Source organism: Streptomyces viridifaciens, assembly GCF_001888885.2.
Taxonomy (GTDB): Bacteria; Actinomycetota; Actinomycetes; order Streptomycetales; family Streptomycetaceae; genus Kitasatospora; species Kitasatospora aureofaciens.
Genome location: NZ_CP090840.1, coordinates 1,638,640 through 1,664,323, shown reverse-complemented (window position 1 = coordinate 1,664,323; position 25,684 = coordinate 1,638,640). Strand labels below are relative to the sequence as shown.

At 67.4% G+C, this 25,684-nt stretch carries 19 protein-coding genes and 5 pseudogenes; 13 read left to right on the top strand and 11 right to left on the bottom strand.

What is annotated here, in order from left to right; all coding sequences use genetic code 11:
* Positions 1-4: 4 nt before the first annotated feature.
* Complete coding sequence (locus tag BOQ63_RS07170) at positions 5-1,264, top strand: tyrosine-type recombinase/integrase (protein ID WP_072653736.1); 1,260 nt, start codon at positions 5-7, stop codon at positions 1,262-1,264.
* Entirely contained in the window at positions 1,261-2,541 is a 1,281-nt protein-coding gene (locus BOQ63_RS07165; RefSeq protein WP_072653735.1) for a hypothetical protein, read from the top strand. Before BOQ63_RS07170 ends, BOQ63_RS07165 begins: the two co-directional genes overlap by 4 nt.
* Positions 2,542-2,804: 263 nt before the next feature.
* On the opposite strand, the pseudogene BOQ63_RS07160 reads toward BOQ63_RS07165, so the two are convergent.
* A pseudogene (locus BOQ63_RS07160) lies at positions 2,805-5,831 on the bottom strand (Tn3 family transposase).
* A gap of 453 nt (positions 5,832-6,284) precedes the next feature.
* Entirely contained in the window at positions 6,285-7,394 is a 1,110-nt protein-coding gene (locus tag BOQ63_RS07155) for an FAD-dependent monooxygenase (RefSeq protein ID WP_072653734.1), read from the bottom strand.
* Between the two features lie 178 nt (positions 7,395-7,572).
* On the opposite strand from BOQ63_RS07155, the gene BOQ63_RS07150 reads away from it, so the two are divergent.
* The 3 genes from BOQ63_RS07150 (at position 7,573) to BOQ63_RS07140 (ending at position 9,557) form a co-directional block, all read left to right on the top strand.
* The gene (locus BOQ63_RS07150) at positions 7,573-8,550 is read left to right on the top strand and encodes a TetR/AcrR family transcriptional regulator C-terminal domain-containing protein (protein WP_072653733.1); all 978 of its coding nucleotides are present in this window, start codon (positions 7,573-7,575) and stop codon (positions 8,548-8,550) included.
* Between the two features lie 186 nt (positions 8,551-8,736).
* Positions 8,737-9,402 (top strand): recombinase family protein, encoded by a 666-nt coding sequence (locus tag BOQ63_RS07145; RefSeq protein WP_072653732.1) that lies wholly within the window; start codon positions 8,737-8,739, stop codon positions 9,400-9,402.
* Entirely contained in the window at positions 9,399-9,557 is a 159-nt protein-coding gene (locus tag BOQ63_RS07140; RefSeq protein ID WP_167395672.1) for a hypothetical protein, read from the top strand. Before BOQ63_RS07145 ends, BOQ63_RS07140 begins: the two co-directional genes overlap by 4 nt.
* An 80-nt stretch (positions 9,558-9,637) precedes the next feature.
* Here the strand turns inward: BOQ63_RS07140 and BOQ63_RS07135 are convergent, their stop codons facing one another.
* Entirely contained in the window at positions 9,638-9,994 is a 357-nt protein-coding gene (locus BOQ63_RS07135) for a hypothetical protein (protein ID WP_107488445.1), read from the bottom strand.
* A 132-nt stretch (positions 9,995-10,126) separates the two neighbouring features.
* Here BOQ63_RS07135 and BOQ63_RS07130 point away from each other — a divergent pair, with 132 nt between their 5' ends.
* Both BOQ63_RS07130 and BOQ63_RS07125 read left to right on the top strand, forming a co-directional pair.
* Entirely contained in the window at positions 10,127-10,714 is a 588-nt protein-coding gene (locus BOQ63_RS07130) for an SMI1/KNR4 family protein (RefSeq protein WP_143174661.1), read from the top strand.
* Positions 10,715-10,873: 159 nt separating this feature from the next.
* Positions 10,874-12,184, top strand: a complete 1,311-nt coding sequence (locus tag BOQ63_RS07125; protein WP_072653730.1) for a tyrosine-type recombinase/integrase — start codon at positions 10,874-10,876, stop codon at positions 12,182-12,184.
* Here the strand turns inward: BOQ63_RS07125 and BOQ63_RS07120 are convergent.
* Entirely contained in the window at positions 12,127-12,798 is a 672-nt protein-coding gene (locus BOQ63_RS07120; RefSeq protein WP_072653729.1) for a hypothetical protein, read from the bottom strand. The two genes, BOQ63_RS07125 and BOQ63_RS07120, sit on opposite strands and share 58 nt — an antisense overlap.
* A 97-nt stretch (positions 12,799-12,895) precedes the next feature.
* Here BOQ63_RS07120 and BOQ63_RS07115 point away from each other — a divergent pair, with 97 nt between their 5' ends.
* Positions 12,896-14,053 (top strand): Mu transposase domain-containing protein, encoded by a 1,158-nt coding sequence (locus BOQ63_RS07115; protein ID WP_223886205.1) that lies wholly within the window; start codon positions 12,896-12,898, stop codon positions 14,051-14,053.
* 140 nt (positions 14,054-14,193) lie between these two features.
* Positions 14,194-15,015, top strand: coding sequence for an IS21-like element helper ATPase IstB (istB, locus tag BOQ63_RS07110; RefSeq protein WP_318299399.1), 822 nt, complete (start codon positions 14,194-14,196; stop codon positions 15,013-15,015).
* 23 nt (positions 15,016-15,038) lie between these two features.
* Here the strand turns inward: istB and BOQ63_RS07105 are convergent, their stop codons facing one another.
* The 4 genes and pseudogenes from BOQ63_RS07105 to BOQ63_RS07090 all read right to left on the bottom strand — a co-directional run bounded on the left by BOQ63_RS07105 (position 15,039) and on the right by BOQ63_RS07090 (position 19,326).
* Complete coding sequence (locus tag BOQ63_RS07105; protein WP_223886204.1) at positions 15,039-15,416, bottom strand: hypothetical protein; 378 nt, start codon at positions 15,414-15,416, stop codon at positions 15,039-15,041.
* A 387-nt stretch (positions 15,417-15,803) separates the two neighbouring features.
* Positions 15,804-16,085: pseudogene (locus tag BOQ63_RS07100) on the bottom strand (transposase); the annotation flags it as partial.
* A gap of 239 nt (positions 16,086-16,324) precedes the next feature.
* Positions 16,325-18,106, bottom strand: coding sequence for a reverse transcriptase/maturase family protein (locus tag BOQ63_RS07095; protein WP_191093617.1), 1,782 nt, complete (start codon positions 18,104-18,106; stop codon positions 16,325-16,327).
* Positions 18,107-18,543: 437 nt separating this feature from the next.
* Positions 18,544-19,326 (bottom strand): annotated as a pseudogene (locus BOQ63_RS07090) (IS5 family transposase).
* Positions 19,327-19,702: 376 nt separating this feature from the next.
* Here BOQ63_RS07090 and BOQ63_RS07085 point away from each other — a divergent pair.
* A complete protein-coding gene (locus BOQ63_RS07085; protein ID WP_072653728.1) occupies positions 19,703-20,944 on the top strand; it encodes an IS110 family RNA-guided transposase in 1,242 nt (413 codons plus the stop codon).
* Between the two features lie 21 nt (positions 20,945-20,965).
* Here the strand turns inward: BOQ63_RS07085 and BOQ63_RS07080 are convergent.
* Positions 20,966-21,609, bottom strand: a pseudogene (locus tag BOQ63_RS07080) (IS5 family transposase); the annotation flags it as partial.
* Positions 21,610-22,465: 856 nt separating this feature from the next.
* Positions 22,466-22,819: a helicase associated domain-containing protein gene (locus tag BOQ63_RS07075; RefSeq protein WP_072653726.1), complete on the bottom strand. Its 354-nt coding sequence runs from the start codon at positions 22,817-22,819 to the stop codon at positions 22,466-22,468.
* Positions 22,820-22,829: 10 nt separating this feature from the next.
* On the opposite strand from BOQ63_RS07075, the gene BOQ63_RS07070 reads away from it, so the two are divergent.
* Positions 22,830-23,162, top strand: a complete 333-nt coding sequence (locus BOQ63_RS07070; RefSeq protein ID WP_223886203.1) for a hypothetical protein — start codon at positions 22,830-22,832, stop codon at positions 23,160-23,162.
* Here BOQ63_RS07070 and BOQ63_RS07065 read toward each other — a convergent pair.
* A pseudogene (locus BOQ63_RS07065) lies at positions 23,159-23,997 on the bottom strand (IS5 family transposase). The gene BOQ63_RS07070 and the pseudogene BOQ63_RS07065 sit on opposite strands and share 4 nt — an antisense overlap.
* Before the next feature lie 328 nt (positions 23,998-24,325).
* Between BOQ63_RS07065 and BOQ63_RS07060 the strand changes: the two are divergent.
* Positions 24,326-25,180 carry an IS5 family transposase gene (locus BOQ63_RS07060; RefSeq protein ID WP_150476338.1) on the top strand — a complete coding sequence of 285 codons (855 nt, stop codon included), beginning with the start codon at positions 24,326-24,328 and terminating at the stop codon, positions 25,178-25,180.
* Positions 25,177-25,575, top strand: coding sequence for a hypothetical protein (locus BOQ63_RS07055; protein ID WP_191093641.1), 399 nt, complete (start codon positions 25,177-25,179; stop codon positions 25,573-25,575). Before BOQ63_RS07060 ends, BOQ63_RS07055 begins: the two co-directional genes overlap by 4 nt.
* Positions 25,576-25,684 lie beyond the last annotated feature (109 nt).

The following is a 25,684-nucleotide window of genomic DNA, read 5'->3' as shown; positions in this document are numbered from 1 at the left end:
TCTCGTGATCGAGCGTGAGGATGCCCCAAGGGACTGGAGTTCGCTGGCGGTGCCGCGAGTGGGGTCGCTGGTGGAGACGGGTGATCCGTGGGAGCCGTATCGGCTGGTGGATCCCTGCGGTGCGCCTGTCAGGTCGGCGGCCGCATATCTGACAGATCTGCAGGCAGCCGGACGGCCCGCGACGACCCAGCGTTCCTACGGCATGGATCTGCTGCGCTGGTTCCGCTTCCTCTGGGCGGTTGACGTGCCGTGGAACGAGGCGACCCGGATCGATGCGCGCGACTTCTCCCGGTGGATCCAGATCACAGCCAAACCCCCACGGATGCGGGGTAGTTCAGGATCGCGGACGGCGTCGGCACCGGTGTTGCCGCCACCCGCCCGAGGTGCAAATTCGATCACTGGGAAACGGCCGGTCGGACGGACCTATGCCTCCTCGACGGTCGCGCACAGCGAGACGGTGCTCCGCAGCTTCTACGCCCACCACCTGGAGGCCGGGACGGGCCCACTGGTGAACCCGTTCCCGCTGGCCAGGGGGCCCCGGGCGAACGCGCACCACAACCCGATGGAACAGTGGCGCCCGCAACGAGCGGGATTATACCGGCCTCGGCAGCAACAACGGATCCCACGGCAGATTCCCGACGTGGCCTTCAACGAGCTGTTCGCCCGACTGCCCTCGGACCGCGACCGGGCCCTGGTCGCCTTCTGGGTCTCGACCGGGGCCAGGGCCTCGGAACTGCTCGGTGTGCTCTGCTCGGGCACGGATCCGGGACGGCAGCTGATCACGGTCGTCCGCAAGGGCTCATGCGCGCTCCAGCAGCTGCCGGCCTCGCCGGACGCGTTCGTCTGGCTGCGGCTCTACCAGCAGCAGACGTACGGACAGGTGCCCAACGGGCCGGACGATCCGCTCTGGTGGACCCTGCGACGTCCCTTCCGGCCGCTGAACTATCACGCCGCGCGGGCGATGTTCGTCCGCGCGAACAGCACTCTCGGGTCCAACTGGTCCCTGCATGACCTACGACATACAGCGGCCTACCGGCTGGCCCGCGACCCGCTCATGCCTATCACGGACGTCCAGTGGGTCCTGGGACATGCGCGTTTGTCCACCACACAGCGGTACGTCACGCCCACCGCCGAGGACGTCATCGAGGGCGTCTTGGCCCACCACCGCCGTCAGGCCGAGCAGAAGCAGGCGGAGCCACCCGCACCCGCCCTGCACTACCGCCCGGAGAGCTTGGACGTGCTGTTCGGCCGGGAGCGGCCGTGACCACCAGCGCAATCACCTCCGCAATCGCTGCCCGGCCCTGGCAGCTCAGCGCAGAAGCAGTCGCGCTGTGGCACAAGTTCCCGCCCCGCGCCAACCCCAAGAGCTGGCCGGCGACCAGGCAGACCCGGGCCGCCGTGGTCGCCCGCATGCTAGCGCCCCCGTTCCTCGGCCAGGACTCCAAGACCCGCTGCAACCGGAAGCTGACGCTGCTCAAGGTGATGGACTGGCTGGAGATGCAGCCCGGCAACACCTGGCAGGAGCGGTGGGACGCCAGCGGAGCCGGCATCGACGGGCGCCTGGACTGGCGACTCCGGCTCATCGGCGACCTGAAGAGCGTCGACAACCTCGGCCCGCGCGGAGAGCGGATCTTCCGCATCCTGGGCATGGGCCTGGTCCAGCTGATCGGCGGAGACGTCCTCCGGCCGGACCTGGGCTGGCTGATGGCGACCAGCTCGCCGCTGCGGATCGCGAACGAGATGGAGCACGTCCGCGACGGCGAGGCCATCGCCCGACTCCGTGCCCTACGGGCGGCGAGCAGCGTTGGCGACTCCACCGTGCTGCCGGCGATCGAGAAGATCGCACTGATCATGGCGGCCAAGGGCGGCGCTGTCGCCGATGTCACCCCCGGCGACTGCTTGGAACTGCTGAAGACCAGTCGGAAGCTCTTCCCCGGTCCGGCCAGAGCGAGCCGGCACAGCCCGTTCTTCTACCAGCTGCTGCACACCCTCGGGGTCTTCCCTGTGGAAGCCCCCTCCTCGGTCCGCATGTTCAGCACGCGTTTCCCCGGCCAACTCACCGTAGAGCAACTCGTCGACCGCTACGACCTGGCCTGCCGCCCCGTCCGCGACCTGCTGGTCGACTACCTGCGGGAACGCCAGCCAGCCGTGGACTACAACACGCTGACCGGGCTGGCCACCGCGCTGGCGCTGTGGTTCTGGAAGGACCTGGAGAACGTCAACCCCGGCATCGACTCGCTCCGGCTGGCCCCGGACGTCGCCGCGGCCTGGAAGAAACGCTTGCAGACCCGGACCGTCCGCACCACCAACGAGCGCGGCCAGGTCGTGGAGACCACGGTGGAACGCGCCACCGCCTCTGACACCCTGATGACAGTGCGGGCCTTCCACCTCGACCTCTCCCAGTGGGCACTGGACGAGCCCGCCCGCTGGGGCCCGTGGGCGGTCCCCTGCCCGATCCGAGCCGACGACGTTCGGCACCGCCAGATGAAGTCCCGCCAAAAGGGGGTGCCGTTAACGAGCGGCGAACCAAGTGACAAGTAGCCCGGTGTAGTCGCAGTGAAGCTGTTGCGGAGTCATTTCCTGTGGCACCCAGACCCCGGCGGGCCAGATGCGGGCGAGGATCTCGAACTCATTTAGAGAGTTGAACCTGCCGGTGACTCGGGTTCGGACAGGTCAGCGGCACGCGGGGCCGGGCGCGGTGGATCTGCTCCCAGGTGAGGCGGCCCTCGCAGCCCAGGCCGCCCAGGGTAAGGTCCAGGGCGCCGTGCTCAGGGTGTATCGCGCTGAGCGGCATGGCCGACCGTTCACGCCGCGTCGGCCGGCTCGGGGGCGGAGAGTTGGAGCCGGTTGCCCATGTTCAGCCGTACCTCGCCGTAGGGCTGAACATGCATCCAGAACAGCGGGGTGAGGGCACGTTTGTCCTCGTCGGTGAGGGCGCCCGTCCACTCCGGTTCGGCCAGGAGGTCCTGGATCATCAGGGTGTTCACGAAGACTAGCGCCGCCTGGAGCAGGTGGAGCGCGAGGACGGACAGTTCCTGCTGGTCACGGCGGTTGCTGGACAGTTCGCCATTCTTCCCGAAGAAGATCATGTCGTTGGCGCCGTTCCAGCCCTCGACGACGTTCAGCCCTTCCTGGATCTCGCGCTGCAGGTCGCGCGAGCGCAGATAGCGGGCGACAAAGACGGTCTTCTGGGCACGTCCGACCTCCAGCATGGCCTGGTAGACGGGGTGGGAGGCCGTGCGGGTAAAGCGCCGCAGGATGGCCTCGGTGGAGGCGGTGCCGACCCGGATCGCGGTGGCGTACTTGATGAGCTGGTCGTAGTTGTTCTCGATGACGTCCCAGCGGATCGGGCGGGTCATCGCGTCGGCCAGACGCTCGTAGATGTCCTCGTCCTCGCGGCCGGGCCGGTAGAGCTTGACCTTGTTGATCTGCTTGATCCGGGGCAGTAGGTCGTAGCCCAGCAACCTCGTCAGCCCGAAGCCAATTTCCGACTGGCCATGCGAGTCGACGTAGTTGCCCTCAGCCTTCATCGTGGTGGCGTGCCGCATCATGCCCTCGATCGCGGCGGCGACCTCGGAGGCGGTGCAGTTGAGAAGCTGGCTGTGAATGGCCATCGAACCTTTCTCGATGTGCCAATACACCAAAACGCCGCGGCCCCCGTACCGAGAGTGCCACTCGGTGAATATGTTGCGGTCCCACGCCTTGAAGTGGGTGGAGTCCGAGGCGACGGTGGTGGTGCCCTGGCCCCACACGGTCTCCTGGCGGGCGGCGAAGGTAGCGCCTGCGACCTCGACGCCGGCGGCCTTCAGGCCGAGGGCCGTGAAGTAGCGGCGGGCGGTGTAGCGCAGGTCCTCCTCCGAGTGGCCGTGCTCGCCGGCCGCCACCGAACTGATCCCGCTGTTGGTGCCGTACGCGTACGCGATCAGCAGGAGGCGTTCGAGGAGTTTGGCCTCGTCGATGGCCTCGCGGGTACCGACGGGCGCGAGGGCCTTGAGCATCCCGGTCCGCAGGGCGGCTTCCTTGAGGATGTCGATCAGGGCGACCGTGCCCCACTTCTTGCGGATGGCCTTCTTCAGTTTGCGCAGGTTCTTCGGCTCCGGCTGGGGCTCGGGGTCGGTGAACCTGATCGCGCCGCTGCGGTACTTGGCACTGATGGTGACCTACGGCAGCTTGGGCAGGGCTATGTCCAGGGCGGTCAGCGCCTCGCGCATCTCCTTCTTGAGCTGGGCGGTGAAGTCGGCGGCATCCCGCGGCTTGTTCAGCTTGTCGTAGTACTCCGTGCGGCGGAGGTCGAAGTCGTCGGGCAGGTCCTCGTCGGGGTTGCGCCACCGGTCGGCGCCGACGACCCAGATCTCCTTGCACCGCAGCCTCTCGCGCAGGGCCTGGAAGACGCACGCCTCGTAGACGGTGCGGACCACCCGCTGCGGGCCCTTGAGCGGGGTGTGGACGGCGAACTCCATCCAGTCCTTGCGCACGACGCCGTCCAGCGGGATGGTCTCGCCGAGTGGGAGGTACTGGGTGGTGGAGTCCTTGTGCCGCTCGATGAGCGCCAGGGCGTCGATGACGGGCTTGTGCGCGTCGTTGGAGGACTGGAAGTCCAGTACACCGAGCAACTGCATCAGCCCGCGCCGGTAGTGGTTGCTGTAGGAGGACTTGAACACCTCCCGCTTGTTACGGGCGAACTCGGCGCTGGTGGCCTTGAGCTCGGCGACCAGGTCCTTGAGGGTCTTCTCCCCGCCGGCGGCCGGGTAGACGACGTCGCGCACGGTGCCGTCCGGGCGGCCGAGGGAGGCGGCGGCGATCTTCCCGAGCAGGCCGGTCTTGCCGCGGACCTTGGTGAACTCGGCGACGAAGGCGTCGGTGACCTTCTTCTCCGCGCGGGCGTTGATCCGGTGCACGGTGGAGTTCAGCAGCTCCACCAGGGTGTCGGTGATCTCGCGCTGGCGCTGGAACAGCAGCGCGGCCAGCAGGACCTGACGCACCGCTGGGTCGAAGCGCCGCAGGTGGCTCGGCGAGGCGGCCGATGCCCTCGCCCGCCAGGCGCTGATGACCTGCACGCCGATCCCGGTGAACGCCTTCGCGGGGACGCCCACCGCGCGGACCTGCTTGAGCTTGGAGATCTCCTCCAGCAGCGAGTTGAGGCTGACGTTGCCGGGATGGGCCTTGATCTGCGACAGCACCGCCTCGATGTCGTCCTCGTCCTGGTCGCCGTCGCCGCCCTCGCCGGCCGGCTCCTCGGGCGCGGCGTGCTCGCCTGGGGCGCCGGTCAGGTTGGTGAAGACCAGCGCGTCCAGCCGCTGCGGCAGGCCGCCTGTGGCCTGCAGCTTCAGGGCGACCTCGGTGACCGCCCGCTCCTCGGCCTGGTGGAGGGCCGAGCGGACGATCGAGGTGAGGCGGTCCGTCGTCGGGGGCTCGGTCCGCTCGGCCCGCAGGTGCCGGTGCAGCTCGCTGCGGATCTGCTCCTCGCGGCGCTCGTCGTGCCAGATCAGGTCCACCAGGTGCGAGGTGGCCTTGATGGCGTCGGTCTGGCTGCACTCGCGCCAGCCGGTCAGCTCCCGGATCTCGCTGCGGTGCCGCTTGGCCGTGCGCGAGGTGAAGTCGTAGGACGCGAGCTCCACAGCAGGCACGCCGACCTGCCGGGCGACGTGGTCGACGGCATCGGGCGGCAGTTCCAGCCGGTTCTTGGGGAACCGGCCGCGCCAGAGCAGAAATTTGAGCTGGACGCCGAAACCGATCCGGGTCGCCCCGGGCTTGTTCCGCAGCCACGCCACCTCGTCGCCGACCAGCGTGAAATGTTCGACGACCTGGTCCAGCCCCAGATCCCGCCCCACCGGTGTGCCCCTCCCACGAAGACCGGCAATCGCTGGGGACGGTAGTGACCGTCCGCCTCGCCGGTGGCGGATATCGCAGAACGGCCCCGCTGGGCCAGGTGGTCTGGTAGAGCCGAGCCACCCCCGTCCGGACAGGTCGAAGGGCGGCCCGGGCCTGCCTGGTCCTCGGTGCCGCCCTTCGGCGTGCTCAAAGTTCTACACGCGGGTTAGGTGCCGGTCGGCGCCGGCCTCACGACGGTCACGCAGGCGTGAACGCCTCGGCGGGCTGCTGCCACGGGTTGGGTACGTCCCGCCGACCAAGTACAGCCGCCCTCGTCGGCGAGCTCGCGCAGGGAGTCCAGGACGGCCTGGTCCACGGCGACTACCACGTCGGCCCAGGCCAGCAACTGGGGGCTGAGCTGGACGCCGCAGTGACCACTCAGGCTGCGGCAGCCACCTCGACTCACCGGACCGTCAGTCGTCGAGTGCGATCGCGTTCTTGGCCCGTTCGACGGAGGCTTCGGCAGCTGGTCCGCCAGGATTCTCAGTGGCGAGCGCCTGGTTGAGCTCGACGAAGGGGCGCATGCGCTTGTCGTAGCAGGCGAAGGCCGTTCGGTGGTCGCCGTCCGCGCGTCGCAGGGCGTCGGCCAGTACGTAGGCTCCCACGAGAGCGAGGCTGGTTCCCTGGCCGGACAGCGGAGAGGCGCAGTGGCCCGCGTCGCCGAGCAGGACGGTGCGGCCGTTCGACCAGCGGTCCATGTGGACCTGCGTCATCGCGTCGAAGTAGAAGTCGTCTGCCTCCCTCAGGGCCTTCAGGAGCCTCGGGGTCTCCCAGCGCAGCGTTGCCATCCGATCGGCGACGAATTGCTTGTGCTGTTCGGCGTCACGGTGGCCGGCGGGAAGCGGTTCGCCTGCGAAGCCGAACGTGATCCTCAGCTGGGTGTTGTCGCGCACCGGGTAGATGCCGTAGCCGGCCTCGCCGTCTCTGAGCCACAGCTGCCAGTTGTCCAGGGCGAGGAAGTTGTCCGCACTGAAGATCGCCAGATGCATGCCCAGGTGGCGGGTGAACTGCTTCTCGGGCCCGAAGCTCAGCCGTCGCACGGCCGAGTGTAGGCCGTCGGCTCCCACGACCAGGTCGAACGTCCGGGGGCGTCCGTGCTCGAAGGTGACCCGTATCCCGTCTTCGTCCTGGTCGAGCGCGGTGATGCGGTCTCCGAACATGAACTCGACGTCGGCGCCGGCGTGTTCGTGCAGGATGCGGACCAGGTCCTCACGCAGCAGCTCGATGTCGTCGTTGGCGAGCCGGCCGCTGCTGAAGGTCGTCTCGGTGGAGCGGTGGATCTCCTTGCCGTCGCCGTCCAGCGCCGACATGCCGCGCATCCGGGTGCGGTGGGCCCGGGCTTGAGCCAGCAGTCCCATCCGCTCCGTGACATCGAGTGCGACGCCACGGATGTCCACCGCCTGGCCGCCGGGCCGCATGACCGGGGCGTGTTCCACGACCGTCACGGTGACGCCGTCGCGGTGCAGCAAACGGGCGAGCGCGGACCCGGCGACACCGGCGCCGGAGATCAGCACAGTCTTCATACAAGCTCCTTCATACGCTGTACGCGCCCTGAATGTACGGCGTATGTGCAGCGCTGCCAACTGCCATTTACCCTGCTCTGCTCTAGGATAGTAGGGCCATTTCGGCCTCCCGTGCTGGTAGGGTCTGATCTAGTACAGATTCGATGGCGCGAAAGAAATTTCTCGGGGAGCCGACAGCATGGCCTCGCAGTCCGACCCGCCGTTTCGGCGCATCGCCGACGAGATCGCCCGGCGCATCGCCGAGGGCACGCTTGCCCCGGGCGAGCGCGTGCCGTCGACACGCCAGATCGCCCGCGAGTGGGGAGTCGCGCTCGCCACGGCCACGAAGGCCCTCACCACGCTTCGCCTGGAAGGGCTGGTCGAAGCCCGTCCCCGGGTCGGTACCGTGGTAGCGGCCAGAGAGAGCGCGGCGTTGGTGGAGCACCGTGCCCCGTCCAAGCGCCGGCCTCCCTCCATGGCCCCCTCCGATCACGAACTGAGCCGCGAACGGATCATCCGGGCCGCGGTGGACATCGCAGACGCCGAAGGGCTGAGCGCGGTGTCGATGCGGAGCGTTGCCGCCAGGCTCGGTGTCGCCGCCATGTCCCCCTACCGGTATGTCAACAGCAAGGACGACCTGGTTCTCCTGATGGCGGACGCGGCGTTCGGCGAGGAGACCTACCCGGTCGAGTCACCGGAGGGGTGGCGGGCCCGCCTGGAACTCGGTGCGCGCACCTTGTGGAGGATCCACCGCAGGCATCCCTGGCTCGCACAGGTCGGCTCCCTCACCCGCCCCCTGATGCTTCCGGCCCTGATGGTCCACGCGGAATGGGCGCTCGCCGCCCTCGACGGTCACGGCCTCGGCCCGGAGACCATGCTCGACCTGCACGTCCTGCTCTACAGCTACATCCAGGGGATCGCCGTACACCTGGAACGGGAAGCCCAGGCCGAGGCCGCCACCGGCCTGTCCGAGGATGAGTGGATGGACCACCAGGCCCCCGCCTTCGCGGCGATCACCACGGCGACCCGGTACCCCGTATTCACCAGGATCGCGAGCAGCTGCAAGGACGGTTACGACCTCGACCTGGACACCCTGTTCGAGTTCGGCCTCAAGCCACTCCTCGACGGCATCGCCCTCATCATCGAGACCCCGCCGTCTCGCCGCGGGCCCCTGTAATCGGGATCGCTCGCCATCCCAGCGGCGCCAGCGGCCAGAAGCACACAGCTCGATCTTCAACAAACCAACGTTTACTGAAGATTGCCGGACCAAGATCGAAAAGATCCGCACGGCCTTCAAAAACCCCTTCAGAAACCCGGATGGTTCAAGAACCTCCGACCACCCTTTTCTGAGAGGATTCCGGGCGTGAGCACGCCACTTGAACCGGACCAGTTCGAACTCCCGGTCGCCGAAGCGGCCGTTCGGACCGAGATCCGCATCGGATACGCACGGGTGTCCACCGGCGGACAGAAGCTCGACCGCCAGATCGACGCCCTTAACCAGGCCGGCTGCCGCAGGATCTTCGCCGACAAGAAGTCCGGCAAGGACGACGACCGCCCGGAGCTGCAGGCGTGCCACGCCTTCCTCCAGCGCGGCGACACCCTGGTGGTCCCCGCGCTCGACCGCTACGGCCGCTCTCTTCAGGACCTGATCAACATGGTCAGCGAGCTCCGGCGCCGGGAGATCGGTTTCACCTCGCTGCACGAGCGCCTGGACACCACCACCCCCGGCGGCCGGCTCGTCTTCCACGTCTTCGCCGCCCTCGCCGAGTTCGTCCGCGAGCTGATCGTCTCCGGCACCCGCGAGGGCCTGGCCGCCGCCCGCGCCCGCGGCAAGGTCGGCGGCCGGCCCTCGGTCAACCCGGACATCATCAAGGCCGCGCGCGACATGCTGCCCAACCCCGACCTCTCGATCACCGCGATCGCCAAGCTCCTCAAGATCAGCCCGGGGACGCTGTACAACCACATCCCCGACCTGCGCGAGCTCCGCGCCAGCCGCATCCCCGCCCAGCTCGACGGCGGCGCCCGGTGATCCCCGGCCCGCACCGGCTCAAGGGCGGCGCCCTCCAGCTCGGCGCCGAGGAACCCGGCCTGCCCGGACCGTTCGGCACCTGGACCGACAGCGACGACCGGGAGCACAAGGAGCCGGAGGCTGATGAGCCCGACGACGGCCAGCTGTGGTGCTGAGACTGAGCGGCTCAGTTGGCCCGCGCTCATGAGCCTCCGTGGGTCGACCTCACCGGCATACCTCGGTCGTGGAAGGCGCCTCACGATCCCGAAGCGGCGCCATCCCGTTCAGCGAGGAACTTGTCGAACAGCTCGAAGAGCACCTTGAGGACGTGCGCTTCCTGCTCTGGCGTGAGGTCCCAGCCGCCCTCCCAGCCCGGCAGGGCGACCTGCCGGATCTGGGCTTCCCAGACGAGGTTGCCGCTGACCGGATAGTTGGCCATCAGCCATTCACGCCAACCATCGAGGCCCGGCCCGCCATGCCGTTGGGCCGCCTGGTCGTAGCCCACCATGAAGGCGGTCACGCCAGTGAGGGACGTGCGGCCGATGAACATGCCGGTCCGCTTGGCGAACTGGACGAAGTACTCGCGCTCGTTCATGTCGATCAGATTCGTCACCTCCGAATCCTGTCGCTCCGCCCTCCGATTGTCGACGGGCGATCTCACCACGGTGAGTGACTGTGACTCCGAAGTAGGAGTACAGAGGCCCCGCGCCGAGCGTTGTCCGTGCACTGCGATTTACTCGGCACCGTGGACACAGCGGCAACGTGGAGCGAGAAGCTGGCAGCCATCACAGGCTGGGAGAGCGCGACGGGGAGGGTGATCGACTGGCCCTCGGTGGAGGCGCGGCTCGGCGTCGCCCTGCCGACCGACTACAAGCAGCTGGCGCAGTGGTTCGGTTCGGGAGCGTTCGACGGGTTCCTGCAGCTCTCCACCCCTGACACGCCGAGCCCGCACCACGACCTAATCAAGGGCGCCGAGTGGCTGGGCGCACGAGCCGCTGCCGACTCCTCGATCGGCGACCTCTTCAGTCCGCATCCCGTGTTCCCCGCCGCCGGCGGCCTGCTTCAGTGGGCGGACTCCGTCCAAGCCGACCAGTTCTTCTGGCTGACCGATTCCGCCGATCCCGACCGCTGGCCGATTCTCGCCCAGCCGCATGATGACGTCGCCGCTGGCTGGGAGCGGTTCGACGGTTCCACCAGCGAGTTCATCTACCGGGTCCTCACCGATCCCCGGCAGCCGTTCTCCATCGCCTGTTTCTTCGACACCCACACCTTCGCGTCGTACGAGCAGATCAGCGAGCCGGACCCCGAGTGGGACGCCGATCCACATTGGTGAGGAAGCCAGCACCCGTCAGCTGACGCAGAGGATCGACCGTGCGGGGCGAAGTGCCAGATCAACCCGGGAAGCGTGAGGGCTGGCCCCGGTCGCGAAGTTACTCACGGAGTCACCTGTCACTTGGTTCGCCGCTCGTTAACGGCACCCCAAAAGGCGCGGATGGACCAGCGCACCCGCGAGCGCCTGCCCGTCCTCCCTGCCCTGGTCGAGGCGGTCGACCGCAACCGAAAGGCAGCCGCGGCACGCCTGGAGGCCGCCAACTGCGCTGGCCCCGGCGAGTTGTTCACCGCTGGAGGCCAGACGCTGCGACGTGCGGTCCTCAAGCGGCACTCGCCCCATCTCTGGGCAGAGGAGCCCGAGAGCGGGCGGCGCCGGAACCTGGCCCGGGAGGAGAGCAACGCGTTCTGGGGCTGGGCCGCGGTTGAGGTGCTGCGGATGACCGGGCTCCGCATCGAGGAACTGAGCGAGATCTCGCACCACAGCCTGGTCCAGTACCGGCTACCCAACACTGGCGAACTCGTTCCCCTGCTGCAGATCGCCCCCTCCAAGACCGACGCGGAACGGCTCCTGGTCGTCTCTCCGGAACTCGCCGACGTACTCTCCGCGATCATCTGCCGCATCCGCACCGATGATGGCGGCGTCCCGCTCGTGGTCGCCTATGACCACCACCAGAAGGTCTGGAACCCTCCCATGCCGCTGCTGTTCCAGCGCAAGATCGGCCTGGAGGACCGGCCGATCCCCATCGACGGCATCCGCACCCTGCTTCAGGAGGCACTCGCCGCCACCGGGTCCACCGACACGACCGGCAAGCCGCTGCACTTCGCCCCGCACGATTTCCGGAGAATCTTCACCACCGACGCCGTCATGAACGGCATGCCACCGCACATCGCCCAGCTCGTCTTGGGCCATCGCGACATCAACACCACCATGGGTTACAAGGCCGTCTATCCCGAGGAGGTCATCAACGGGCACCGCGCGTTCATCGCTCGTCGCCGGGACCTGCGGCCCAGCGAGGAATACCGCAGCCCCACCGAGCAGGAATGGGAGGAGTTCCTCGGCCACTTCGAACGCCGCAAGGTCGCCCTCGGCGACTGCGGCCGGGCCTACGGCACCAGCTGCCTCCACGAGCACAGCTGCATCCGATGCCCGCTCCTACGGGCCGCCCCGGCCCAGCGGCCGCGACTAGTGGACATCCGCGACAACCTCATCGACCGGATCACCGAGGCCGAACGCGAGGGCTGGGGCGGCGAGGCCGAAGGGCTCAAGGTCAGCCTCGCCGCGGCCAACGCCAAACTCGCCCAGCTCGACAACCTCATCACCCACCGCGCCGCCGCCATCCACCTCGGAATGCCGGCCTTCCCCGACGTCGCGGGGCGTCATGTCACCACCGAAGCCAAAGGCTTGTCACGGGCTCAGCTGCCACCGTCCTTGACGCCTCCTCGCAGGCCCCACTCATCCAGGCCGGAGTAGATCAACGCAGTGCGACCCCGAGGGAAAGCCATGGCTTCGGCCTCCCCTGAATAGATCGCCACCAGTGAGTCGGCCCCTCGCCACCAGGTGTCGGCCAAGCCCAACACTTCGTGCACTGGCTCGTACTCATCCAGCAGGATGCCGTCGACCTCGTCGCCATTGACCTTGACGATCTTCTTTGCCCACATGGACGCGTGGTGGGCCAGCGCGAGCGACTCCACCCAGCCCTCGACAGTGGCATGGAGGGGCGACCACTGACCTGCGTGAATACCGAACTCACCAGATGGCCCGATCATGAACGAGTAGGGAACCGCTGTCCGCTGCACACCGGCTTCGAACCACCACCCTTCGGACGCAGAGCCTTCAGGAGAGTCCGCTTCGAAGTATCTCGGGCCGCCGTCGTACGTGGATGCGGGTGGCAGGACCAGGCCGCCCCATCGCTCGTGATATGCCGCCATCCGGTCGATGACCGTCGCAGGGATGTCTCGCTCAAGCCACCACTGTCTGTGCTCCTCGACGGGCCGGACGTCGACCTTGACGCCGTGCGCGCGGACGAACGATCGGGCTCGTTGAGTCAGACCATCAGGCACATCGTTGAAGAGGTTGAGATTCACCAGCGTGAGGCTACTGCCAAGTCTCAATCTCGACAGTTCAGAGAAGATCACCGAGCCGGGCCTATGGCTGCAGTTCGACTGGGGGTTCGGGCCGAAAGTGCCTGGTCCGGGCACGGGTGAGCCGCGGCAGACGCTGCTGTTCTGCGCGTGGCTGGCCTGGTCGCGCTTCCGGGTGGTGATCCCGGTTTGGGACCGCACGCTGCCGACGCTGATCTCATGCGTCGACGCCACCTTGCGGGCGATCGGCGGGGCGCCGACCTACACGCTGACCGACAACGAGAAGACCGTGACGGTCGACCGGGTCGCCGGCATCCCGGTCCGGCACCCCCAAATCGTGGCCGCCGGCCGACATTACGGGATGCAGGTCCACACCTGCGTGCCGTTCGACCCGGAATCGAAGGGCGGCTCGGAGGCGACCGTGCGGATCGCCAAGGCCGACCTGGTCCCGACCTCGGCGAACCTGCGGCCGGACTACCAGTCGTTCGCCGAACTGCGGGGAGCCTGCGCGCTGTTCTGCCACCAGGTCAACAACCGGGTCCACCGCGAGAGCGGGCGGATGCCCTCGTCCGCGCTGGACATCGAACGCCGCCGGCTGCACCAACTGCCCGCGTCCCCGCACACGCTGGCCCTGGGCGAGTCCCGTAGCATCAACAGCGACCAGACGGTCCGATTCGGGTCGGTGCGCTACTCGACCCCGCCCGGCCTGGTCGGCCAGGAAGCCTGGGTGCGGGTCGACGGCGACGAGCTGGTCGTCGTGGTCGACCTCGCCCAACTCCCGCACCGGCCCGAGTGGCTGCAGGGCCCCGCGGGGCTGCTGGAGGTCGCCCGCCACCGGATCGCGCTGCCCGGCCGACCGGTCGTCGACCCGGCCCACTACCCCGACCATCCGCAGCGGGCGGACGGCTCGCCCCGCCCGCCCAAGGCGAGACCTTCCACCGCCGCGGAGGAGGCGTTCCTCGCGCTCGGCCCCGGCGCCGCGTCCTGGCTGATGGAGGCCGCCGCCGCAGGCACCACCCGGATGCGGGTGAAGATGGCGGCCGCGGTCGAGCTCGCCGCGCTGGTCGGCGCCGGAGAGGTCGACCTCTGCCTCGGACTGGCCGCGGCCGCCGGCCGATTCGCCGACGACGACCTGCTGTCGATCGTGCGCCACCGTGCTACCGGCGCCCGCCCCTCCGACCTCGTCTTCTGCGACGAGAAGTACTCGGTCCAGCCCGGCACTTCGGCCTGGGCGGATTTCGGCCGCAAGACGACGTGAACCCCACCTCCACCGCCCTGTTCGCCGCGTTGGTGACCACGGCCCTGGCGCGGGTCCGCGCCCGCCGGCTCGGCGGGCGCGAGCCCGGGCCCACTCTTCCGGCCGCCGCCCGGCGGCCCTTGTCCGAAAGGCCGATTCACATGACCGCAGTCGTCGCCGAGCCGCTCGTGATGCCCACCCCGCTGCCGTCGGCGCCCGTCGCGCCGCCGATCCCGGCCGAGTTGGAGGCGGTGCTGAAGCAGATGCGCTTCCCCTACCTGCGCGCGGCTGCCCCCGACGTGCTGGCCACTGCCCGGGCCCAGCGCTGGGACCCCGCCGAGGTGGTGAGAATCCTGCTGGAGGAGGAGATCAAGGGCCGTGACGAGGCGACCAAGCGCAACCACCGCAAGCAGGCCAACCTGCCCACCGGCAAGACCTTCGAGTCCTGGGACGAAGAGGTCTCCTCGATCCCGGCGCCCATGCAGCACGCGCTGATGACCCTGGAATGGGTCCACCGCGCCGAGAACCTCTCGCTCAGCGGCCCCTCGGGCACAGGCAAGAGCCACTTCGCCGAGGCCATCGCACACAAGGCCATCGACGCCGGCCTGCAGGTCTGCTGGTTCACCCTGGAATCGCTCACGGCCAACCTCGGCCGAGCCGCCGTCGACAACTCCGTCACCCGAGCCGTCAACAAGATCACCCGATGCGACCTCATCGTCGTCGACGACATCGGCATGCTGCCCTGCGGGCAGGCCGCCGCCGAGGCGTTCTACCGCGTCATCGACGCCGCCTACGAACGCCGCTCGGTGGTGGTGACCAGCAACCTTCACCCCTCGGGATTCGATTCGATCATGCCGAAGACGCTGGCCACCGCAGCTGTCGACCGGCTCCTGCACCACGCGCACATCGTGCTGACCGAGGGCACCAGCCTTCGCCTCGCGCAGGCCACCGCCGGCAAGGGCGTCGTCTCACTCGCCCCGTGATCGAGTCGGTGCAGCCCGTCGCCTCAGGCCCCAGCCGGCGCGTTCGACGCAGCCGCGAGGCTCGCCCGCCATTCGTCCAGCAGTCGGAAGAACGCCTCCAGTGGCGGCTCGTCCCCGCAGTTCTGCTCGATGGCCGTCGCCCAGCCGCAGACCATCGACCACCCGCGCGTCCAGCTCAACCACTGGGCAAACGGACCTACCGGGTCGAGATCGAACCGCTCGTCCACGCCATGAATCCGCAGCGCGAGGCCATACCCCGAAAGCAAGAGGCCCAACTCGTCCAGTGAGCCGTTGCGCACGAACATGCCGGGCCGCTGCCGCACGTGTTCGAGCACGTCATAGAGGTTCTGCAACTCATCGAACGGCTTGGGCTTCGGCCGGTCTCCCAGATCAGCTGACACCCGCCAACCCTACGTTGACGAGCCCGACTGAGTGACTACTTGTCACACCGGGCAGGGAGATCAGATGTCCGCCGGAAAGGACCCGGAAATGTCCGCCTATGAGGATCTCGGCGTGTCCGTTGACATCCGCAGCCGGACAGCCGCCGTGCCGATGCCTCGGACAGGTCTGACAGTCAGCCCTGCGGAGGTGGCCGCGGCGCGGACCTGCCAGCCACAGAGCTATGCACCCGTGGTGCGGGGTGCCCCGTCCTCGAACCGGGTGGCAGGCCTTGACGTACCGGTGGTTTGCCCCCGAGAGCCCGAGAAGCCCGCCCCTAGAAGGCGCCTCCGTGGGCACCCTGAAGACGTGAAGCCCGGCTTCAGAGGACCTAGGTCCTGTCCGGCCGATCATGAGCGGAGCCAGATGGCCAGTGCGGCGACCGTGACCGTGCCGAGGAAGACGTAGACGCGCTTGTCATACCTGGTCGCGACGGCGCGGAAGTTTTTCAGCTTGTTGATCGCACGCTCGACGACGTTGCGCTTCTTGTACCGCTCTTTGTCGAATCCGGGTGGCCGGCCGCCGGCACTTCCCCGCTTACGGCGGTTCGCCGCCTGGTCGGCCTTCTCGGGGATGACGTGCGGGATCCCTCGTCGTCGCAGGTAGCGGCGGGTCCGACGGTTGCTGTAGGCCTAAGAAGTCATCTCATTTGGGGATTCTCCGCAGGCAGATGACTGCTGCGGCGATGCTGGCGAACGCGGCGAAGTGCTCGCCCTTGCGTTCGTAGCGGCGGTGGAGGCGGCGGAAACCGTTGAGCCAGGCGGGTTGGGTCGGCCGCGCGGCGAGGTGCCTGCCCGTGGCAGGTCCTTTTCCGCGCGGCCTCCCGCCGAACCGGACATGACGGTTTCCCTGTCATCCGGCTCTCCAGTGATCACGGCGTGTGTGATCCGGCTGTTCGTGCCTCGTGGATGCGGTCGTGGCAGGCAGCGCAGGCCACGAGGGTCTTGCGCCGCCGGTCGAGCATGACGCGCGCCCAGTCGGACGGCGGCCATCCAGCACGTGCGAGATCGGCGAGGGCCCGGACGTGATGCACTTGGACATCACCGGTGGCCCCGCAGACCTCGCACGTGTCCGCCAGGAGCCTGGTGATCAGCTCCTTGTGCGGATAGTCCACCCAGACAGGCCGACGGTCGACGACCTTCGCCGACCGCTGCTGTTGAAGAGGGATTCCACCGAACCGCGCCACCAGCGGCTTCCTGTTCTCCCGCTCGATGCAGGCCTCGAAGCAGACTCGGGGCCCGTTTGGTGTGTCGATCCTGGCCTTGTGCTTGGCGGCCATCTTCGTCACGGTCGAACGGTGCTTGCCCGCAAGGGTCTTGAGCATCGAGGTCTCCATGACCCATCGCAGGCGGTGCAGCCGGAAGACGTCTCCGGCAAGCAGGTAGTACTGGACGATGCCCCGGTAGACGGCCCCGAACGTGGCGACGATCGCGTGATCGCTGCCGTTGGTCAGTTCCGTTCGCTTCGCGGGCTTGCCGCGAACGAGGTAGGGCTCGCATTTGGCCTTGATCACGTCCCTGGGGACACGAAGGGCGATCTGGCCGTTCACCCTGCGGTAGCGGCCGGTCTTCTTCGTGTCGTTGTGCTGGGTCGTGATCTCGTAGCCGAGGAACCTCGCCGCCCGGGTGCGGGCGTGGGTGATCAGCGTCTTCTCCCGGGAGAGTTCCAGCTTGAGTTCGTCGCGCAGGAATTCCGCCAGGCGGTGCTTGATCTGCTCAGCCTCGGCTTTCGGTCCGGTGAATCCGAGGAGGTGGTCGTCTGCGTAGCGGACATAGCGAAGCCTGCGATATGACGGATCGTTGGGATCCGCGCTCGGCAGGCTCACCATCCGCTGACGCAGTGCCCGGGCCTGGGCCCGGTCGCCGCGCCGGCGGGCTTTCGCCAGCAGATTCTGCAACTCCAGATATGCCGGGTTGCGAACCCGGCGCTCTCCACGGGTGTACTCCGGGATCAGAACTTTCTCGACGAACTCGTCCAGCCGGTGCAGATATATGTTGGACAGGATCGGGGAAGCCACTCCGCCTTGCGGCGCTCCGGAGAGCGTGGCTCCCCATTTCCAGTCCTCCAGGTATCCGGCTGTGAGCATGTTGCGCACCAGCCGCAGGAACCGCTGGTCATGGATCTTCTCGCCGAGGATCGACAGCAGGACCTGGTGGTCCAGGCTGCCGAAGCAGTCGGCGATGTCCCCTTCGACGAACCAGGACGTCCCGGTCCAGGTGTGGGCCACCTCCCGCAAGGCGGTGTGACAGCCCCTTCGGGGACGGAATCCATGCGATCGGTCGGAGAACGTCGGCTCGTAGTACGCCTCCAAGATCAGGCGGACCACCTCGCCGACGAGCTTGTCCGACCAGGTCGGCAGCCCCAGCGGTCGCGTGCTCCCGTTCTTCTTCGGGATGTGCACGCGCCGGACCGGCCGGAAGCGGTAGCGCTCGTGGCGCATCGCTTCGATGATCCGGTCGATCTTCCGCTGGGACATGCCGTCCACGGTTTCCGGCGTGACCCCGGGCGTCATCGCGCCGTGGTTGGCGTAGATGCGACCGTAGGCCATCAGATACAACTGCGGGTTGAACAACTGTCGATACAGTTCATTGCACGGCAGACGGCGCCTGCCGCGCTCACGCAGGACACCCAGCACCGTTGCGGCGCTCTGCATTTCGCATACCTCCCCATATCCGGGTGTCCGAATCACCTGGCCCCCTTCGCCCTGCGGACGGCTTTCCCGTCCTCCCTGACCGGGCGTGACTCCGGCGACTACTACGGGACCTCCGTCGCCATAGGACTCGCGTCCCGTAGGCGATCCCACGTTCGTCCCTGTCTGTACGTTCTAGCGCGACACAGGCGTCCCACTCATCTCCTTGAATGTCCTCGCTGGACATCGCTCCGGGCCCCGGAAGTTGCACCAGTTGACACAATCGAAACCGGTGCAGGGTCGGCGTCGGTTTCAGCTGTCTTTCCGACGGATGGGAACTTGCATCTTCTGGAGATTGGGCTTCAAACAATCCAGTCTTCGCCATATCGCGCGGGCCGCCCGGCACACCGTCCCAGACAACTGGACCCGGTCACCGGTTTCCTGACATGCTCTTGTCCCCTTCACCTTTCGGATCCAGGTGAGTCATTCGGCCCAGGAACCTCCTTCCGAGTTCCTCCCGGCTGAGCCGGGGATACAAACAGAGCGCCTCGTGGCGCACACGGTGCGCTCGATCACCCATCGGTGTCGGCCCAGGCGCTGGGAGGAGTCGACGCCCCGGCGGGCGATGCGGGCCGGGATCCGGCGTCGTCGCAGGTAGGCGCGGATGAATCGGTGGTCGTAGGCCTTGTCGCCGTGGAGTTTGCCTGGCCTGCGTCGCCTGGGGCCGCGGCGCGAGCGGATGGGCGGGATGGCATCGGTCAGCGGGATCAGGGCCTGGCTGTCGTGGACGTTGGCGCCGGATATCGCGAGCGACAGGGGTAAACCGGTGCGTTCGGTGAGCAGGTGGATCTTCGACCCGTACTTGCCCCGATCGACAGGATTCGGACCTGTCAGGTCCCCCTTTTCAGGGCTCGCATGTTCACGGAGTCAACCGCGCAGCGCGACCAGTCCAGCTCGCCCCGTGCGCCGAGTTCGTCCAGGACGACCCGGTGGAGCTTGGCCCACACCCGTGCCTTGCTCCACTCGGCGAACCGCCGATGGGCAGTCGGCCCGGACGGGCCGAAGCAGGGCGGCAGTTGGGCCCACGTGCACCCGGAGGTTGCCACGAAGACGATCGCCGCCAACACCTCGCGATCCCCGTAACGGCGTCGGCCACCGCCCTGTGGCCGGGTCGGCGCCGCCGGCACCACCAACTGGAACAGCTCCCACAACTCGTCCGGCACCAGACGCTCCACGATCAGCACGCCCAGAGTCTAGCCATCCAAATGAGATGACTTCTAATAGGCGTTGAGGGCTGGGAGTTGGGTCAGCTCTGGCAGGGGCCGGGCGAGACGTCTTGCTGTATGCCGCGCTTCGAGCGCTTCGACAAGAGCGACGCGTGCGCGGCCCCTGCCGCTTGGGACTGGGCCGCCGTAGCGTGCCGTGGTTCGAGCCGTTTTCAGGGCCACCTCTTGATCAGCCGGAGCCGTGGAGCTCTTCACGAGAGCGAGGACCCTGGGAACAGCTGGGGCCACGGACGGCTGATGGGGTGGTGCGCCAGCGAGCGCTTCTATTAGGTCGCCGAGTGGTCCTGCCGCGGCTCGACGCCGACGGACAGCGAAGTATCGAAATGAGGCGCGCATGCACGTGACCTGCGGAATCGACTGGGTCGAAGACCATCACGACGTGGCCTTGGTCGACGCCGACGCCCGCCTTGTGGGCAAACTGCGGATCGGCGACGATGCGGCCGGCTTCCAGGACCTGCTGCGACTGCTCGCCGAGCACGGCGACAGCCCGGAGACTCCGGTCCCGATCGCGATCGAGACGTCCCGCGGGCTCCTGGTGGCCTGCCTCCGGGCTTCCGGACGCCGAGTCTTCGCGATCAATCCGATGGCCGTCGCGCGCTACCGGGATCGGCACACCGCCTCCCGCAAGAAGTCCGACCACCAGGACGCCGTCGTCCTGGCGAACATCCTGCGGACCGACGCCGAGCTTCACCGACCCCTGCCGGGCGACTTCGACCTGGTCAAGGCGATAGCCGTCCTCGCCAGAGCCCAGCAGGACGCGGTCTGGGACCGCACCCGAGCCCACAACCGACTGCGCTCGCACCTGCGCGAGTACTACCCGGCGATCCTCGAAGCGTTCGCCGACAAGCGCGAACGATTGCTGGCGCGTGAAGCCCGCGCGATTCTGGCGATCGCGCCCACGCAGGCCGAAGCAGCCAGGCTCACCCGCAGCAAGCTCAAGGCCGCCATCACGAGGGCCGGCCGCCAACGCCGGATCGACGCCGAGACCGACCGTCTGCTCGAGGTGTTCCGCCGGACCTGGCTTCGTCAGCCTGCGCTGGTGGAAACGGCGATGGGACGTCAGACACTCGCCTTGCTCGCCCAGCTCGAAGCAGCCTGCCAGGCCTGCGACGACCTGGCCGGCGCCACCGAAGAGCTCTTCCTGCAGCATCCCGACGCGGAGATCATCACGAGCTTCCCGGGCCTCGCCGTGCTCACCGGCGCCCGGATACTCGCCGAGATCGGCGACGACCGCACCCGATTCGACACGGCCCGGGACCTGAAGGCCTACGCCGGAAGCGCCCCGGTGACGCGGGAGTCCGGCAAGAGCCGTCGCGTCAGCCACAGACGGATCAAGAACAGCCGCCTGGCCGCGACCGGCAGGCACTGGGCCTTCGCCGCACTCACCGCCTCACCCGGCGCTCACAACCACTACAACCACCGGCGGGACACCGGCGACCGCTACTACGCGGCCCTCCGGAACCTGTTCAACCGCATGCTCGGCCAGCTCCACCACTGCCTGACCAGCCGCCAGCCGTTCGACGAAGCGATCGCGTTCGCACCGCCGAAATCAGCACCACTCGCCGCGGCTGCTTGACCCGATAACTGCATGGGGTGTCTTGTCGGCGCTGACGCTGTCGGGCGTGGTACGAGGCCGGCCGGTCGTCATACGCGGAACCCGGATCTTGTCCATGACGGGCTCGAACTGAGTGCAGTCGGCGCGTTGTCCCGGCGTGATGACCAGGGACAACGCCCGGCAGTGGCCTTCCGCGCTCAGGTGGATCTTGGTGGTGTGGCCGCCCCGGGACCGTCCGAGGGCCTCTCCGGCCGCCCCGCCGCCGCCAGGCAGTTGAACAGTTCCGTCCACACCCGAGCGTTCCTGATCGCTCGTGCGGCGCCCCCTTTGAGGACTGGCGGAGTGCGGCGGGCGCCAGCCGCGTGGTGGTGTGCGCGGATGGATGTGGAGTCGACGGAGATGTCCCAGTCGATGCCACCGGCGGCATCCGCCTCCGCCTGGACCCGCTGGAGCAGACGTTCCCACGTCCCGTCGGCCGACCAGCGACGATGCCGCTCATGGACGGTCTTCCATGAGCCGTAGCGCTCCGGAAGGTCCCGCCACGGCACGCCTGTCCGGGTCCGGTACAAGATGCCGTCGATGACCTGCCGGTGGTCCCGCCACCTGCCACAACGCCCGTTGCTCACCGGCAACAGCGGCTGCAGCCGCTCCCACTGACTGTCAGTCAGATCACTCCTACTCCCCATAGTCGTATCAACGACCCAACTGATCGGCAGGACACGGCCTAACGGACGGACCCGCCCCGGATATGAGGCCCGTGTGGAAATATTGCATAAATCTCGAAGCTATCGTTCTCGCCTTGGATAGCATGGGTCAAATGTCCGAAATTTTGAAGCGATGGACAGTCGGTGTCATAGCTGTCTGAAATCTTGCATATCGGCATACTGTGGCAGTAATCCAATGGAATCCATCCATCTTAACGGCGGCGAGCAGACGTGCCGGCTCGTGTGATTTACTGAACGCGCAACTTTGCACCTGCGGAACATCGGGCGAAGGTGTAGACCAATGGGTGTACGAAACTCCACCTAGAGGCCTGAGGCTGCGCGACTCTTCGCCATTTATTCTTTGTTTATCGAGACGGGTAACTATTTACACTCCATGGATTCCAGCAAAGGAGGCCAGGTCTTGACCGGCGAGGGCGCAGGGAAGCGCGATATGCAATGCGTCAGGGATCTCTACAACGCTCTGGCGAAACTGCCGGGAGATCTTCCCATTCAGGTTGTCGTCCTAGGGGAGCCGAGAGCTTGTGACGGCCTCCATGTGTTGGCCTCTGTCGAGGTCGACGCTGCGCGTGGAGCAGACGGTCGGATGCTGGCGGATGAGGCCGTCGTCCTGGTGGTGGGCCAAGGTCAGTCTGTGACTGGCATCGCCTAAGTACCGATTGAAGCCCGCCTGCTGCTTGACCCCGGTGCTGGTTCGTCGTGGTGCACGCGCTGGAGCCGTACCGACCGAAGGGCCGCCGCTCAGCGGCGGTCCTTCGGCGCTTCCACGGTCTTCTGGCCAGCTCTACCAGCTCACCCCGAGGGCCTCCAGCTGTCCGAGCTACTCGGGGGTGAGCTTGTCCCGACGGGCCTGGGTGCGCGGGACCCGGGCGTGCCCCTCGCGCTCGACGAAGGCCGCCAGCGCCGCCAGGTGATGGGCGAACCGGTCCGCGCGCGACACCTTCGGCTTCGCCGCGGCGGCCACCTTCGCGGTAGCCAGCTCCTGGTCCTCCTCGATGCCGATCGCCGTCAGCAGGTCCTGCTGCTCCTGGTCGAACTCGGCCCATCCGGCCCGCTGCGCCCGCACCCACCGGCCGAGCGCCTCGCCCTCGAACTCCGTCTCCGCCGGGAGCTCCGTGACGGTCGCGAGCCGCCCGTTCGCGTCGTAGCCGTAGACGGTGGTCTGCCCACGCACGCAGCGCCGGGTGGAATACGCGAACGGTGAATTGGCGCGTCACCGGGTCGAGATCTACGACGCCGGCGGCCTGCTCACCTCCACTACCGATCCGCTGGGCAACACCACCGCCTACGGTTACGACAATGCGGGCAACCTCACCAGCGTCAAGGACCCGCTGGGCAACACCACGTCCTTCGGCTACGACGCCGCAGGCCACCGCACCACGGCCAAGGACCCTGCGGGCAACACCACAATCAGCGTCTACGACCCGGCCGGGAACCTGACAGCCGTCACGGACGCAGCGGGCAACAAAACCACTCAGAGGGCATTTGGTGAGAGTAGTTTGCCCTTTATGTTCTAGTAAGTTCCTCGCCAGGTTGGTGTGGTCTCGTCCGTTATGCGCTTGGTGAGGTTGTCGATCGAGGCGATGTGGATCATGGCTTCGGAGCTGGTCGGGAGGGTCTCGTAGTCGCGGGCGAGACGGCGGCGTTGCATGATCCACCCCAAGCTTCGTTCGACCACCCATCGCCTTTTCACCACGTGGAATCCAGGGACGTCGGACTCCGGTGGACGACCTCGACGTCGATTCCGAGGCTTGCGCCGGGCTCGATCATGGCGTTCTTGAAGCCGGTGTCGACCCAGCTCTTGGAGATGCTCGGGTAGGTCTTCTTGGCCTGGTTGAGGAGGCGTATTCCCAGGGCGTTCTCGGACAGGCTCGCGGCGGTGACGGCGACGGCGAGGATGAGTCCGATGGTGTCGGTGAGGATGCCCCTCTTCCGGCCGACGATTTTCTTCGCAGCGTCGGTTCCCTGGCTGGTCAGGGGCACGTTGGTGGAGGTCTTCACGCTCTGGGTGTCGATCACCGAGGCGGTCGGCTCGGGTTTGCGGCCTTCCTTTACTCGGGCCAGTCCGGTGAGGTCGTAGTTGAGTTGGGCGAATATTCCCTCGTCACGCCAGGCGGCGTAGTAGGCATAGACGGTGCCGTGGTTGGGGAAGTCGTGCGGGAGATACTTCCAGGGGATTCCCGTGCGGTTGACGTAGATGATCGCATTGAAGACGTCGCGCAAGTCGACCTTCGCCGGCTGACCGGTCGGCCGCCGGTCGAACCGAGCCTTTCTCCATGCCGTCAGAATCGGCTCGATCAGGGCCCATCGGGCGTCGGACAGATCACTCGGGTACGGCTTGCGCTCGGTCATGACACAGCGTCAGCACGGGTGGCGTGGAGGATCTCGTTCCGCTGCCTGTTGGGCGTTTCTATGACTTCTTCAAACCAGACGGATCCCAGAACCCATAAGCGGATGAGACGGACTCTGGCTTTCGCTGCCCCTGTGAGGGCGTACCTCGTCTTCTCCGTAGATCGGGGCAAATCATGACATGGACGAAGGCCGTATAGCGGATGATCGCTATCAAAATGCCCACTGAGAGGACGTTAAGTCCCTTTATTCATGGTTAGGGATCGCTCGTTCGTGTGATCGTTCGACGAACTGGCGTGCTGGCCGGGGGGTAGGTGATGTTGTGCGGCGTATGGAGAGACCGGCGTATCCGAGTGACGTGACAGACGAGCAGTGGGAACTGGTCAGACCGATGATCGAGTCGTGGAAGCAGGAGCGGGTGGCCCGGTCGGCGACCGGAGATCCTGGGTCCTGCGACCTGCGGGAGGTCGTGAACGCGATCTTCTACCAGAACCGGACGGGCTGTCAGTGGCGTTACCTCCCGCACGACCTGCCGCCGTGGTCGGCGGTGTTCTACTACTTCACGCTGTGGCGGCAGGACGGCCTTGACCAGCGAATACAGGAGCTGCTGCGCTGCCAGGTGCGGGAGAGAGCCAAGCGATTAGAGGACCCGTCCCTCGTGATCATCGACACCCAGTCCGTCCGTGCGGCGGCCGGTGTCCCGAAGACCACGACGGGACTGGACGCCGGCAAGGAGGTGCCGGGCCGTAGGCGTGGGCTCGTGGTCGATGTGCTGGGCCTGATCATCGGGGTCGTCGTCCTCGCGGCCTCCGCCCACGACAACGCCGCCGGCACCACCCTGCTCACCCAGGCCGCCGAGCGGTGCGGCAACCGCCTGGAGAAGGCCCTGGTCGACCAGGGCTTCAAGGATGAGACCGTCATCCACGGCACCCTGCTCGGCATCACCGTCGAGATCGTCCGCCGCAATCCCGACGACAAGGCCAAAGGCTTCGTCCCGCAGCCGAAGCGGTGGGTGGTCGAGCAGGTCAACGGCACGTTGATGCTCCACCGGCGTCTGGCCCGCGAGTCCGACCACCGGCCCGACAACGCCGCCTCCCGCGTCTACTGGGCGTCCACCGCGAACATGGCCCGCCGCCTCACTACCCCCGCCCCGGCCTGGCGCGACGCCTACGAGGTGGCCGTGTGAACGTCGCCGACCTCCTGAAGGACGTCCAGGTTCGGCATGAACAGGCCATGGCCCGGGCCGACGACCTGCGGCGGCAGATCGAGCACCTTACGACCGCCCTGGCCGAGACCGAGAGACGCTTGGCCGAGCTGGCCACGGCCCGGAAGATCGTCCAGGAGATCACGCCGGACGGCATCGACCCCCAGCCCGACGAACCGGCTACCGCCTACCAGCAGGTCCTGGACACCTTCAACCACCACCCCGACCAGCCCTTTCGCGTCCGCGAACTGCACGAACTCCTCAGCTGGCCCACCGACGACCCCTCCCTGAATGTCACCCGCTCCCGCCTCGGACGCCTCACCCGCCAGGGCTTCCTCGCCCAACCCGGACGAGGCATCTACCAGAAACGGACTTAACGTCCTCTCACGTCAAATATCTGACTCGAATCGACCTTGCACGCAACCAGCGCGCCCAGAGAGCCTTTCGAAGGCCCTCAGGCAGAGGACCATATAGCGGGGAGGAAAT

Excerpts from the sequence above, each read along its gene's own strand:
- BOQ63_RS07085 (WP_072653728.1), top strand. The coding sequence starts at position 19,703 with ATGCACGTGACCTGCGGAATCGACTGGGTCGAAGACCATCACGACGTG.
- istB (WP_318299399.1), top strand. The coding sequence starts at position 14,194 with ATGACCGCAGTCGTCGCCGAGCCGCTCGTGATGCCCACCCCGCTGCCG.
- BOQ63_RS07095 (WP_191093617.1), bottom strand. The coding sequence starts at position 18,106 with ATGCAGAGCGCCGCAACGGTGCTGGGTGTCCTGCGTGAGCGCGGCAGG.
- BOQ63_RS07060 (WP_150476338.1), top strand. The coding sequence starts at position 24,326 with ATGGAGAGACCGGCGTATCCGAGTGACGTGACAGACGAGCAGTGGGAA.
- BOQ63_RS07125 (WP_072653730.1), top strand. The coding sequence starts at position 10,874 with ATGGACCAGCGCACCCGCGAGCGCCTGCCCGTCCTCCCTGCCCTGGTC.
- BOQ63_RS07155 (WP_072653734.1), bottom strand. The coding sequence starts at position 7,394 with ATGAAGACTGTGCTGATCTCCGGCGCCGGTGTCGCCGGGTCCGCGCTC.
- BOQ63_RS07150 (WP_072653733.1), top strand. The coding sequence starts at position 7,573 with ATGGCCTCGCAGTCCGACCCGCCGTTTCGGCGCATCGCCGACGAGATC.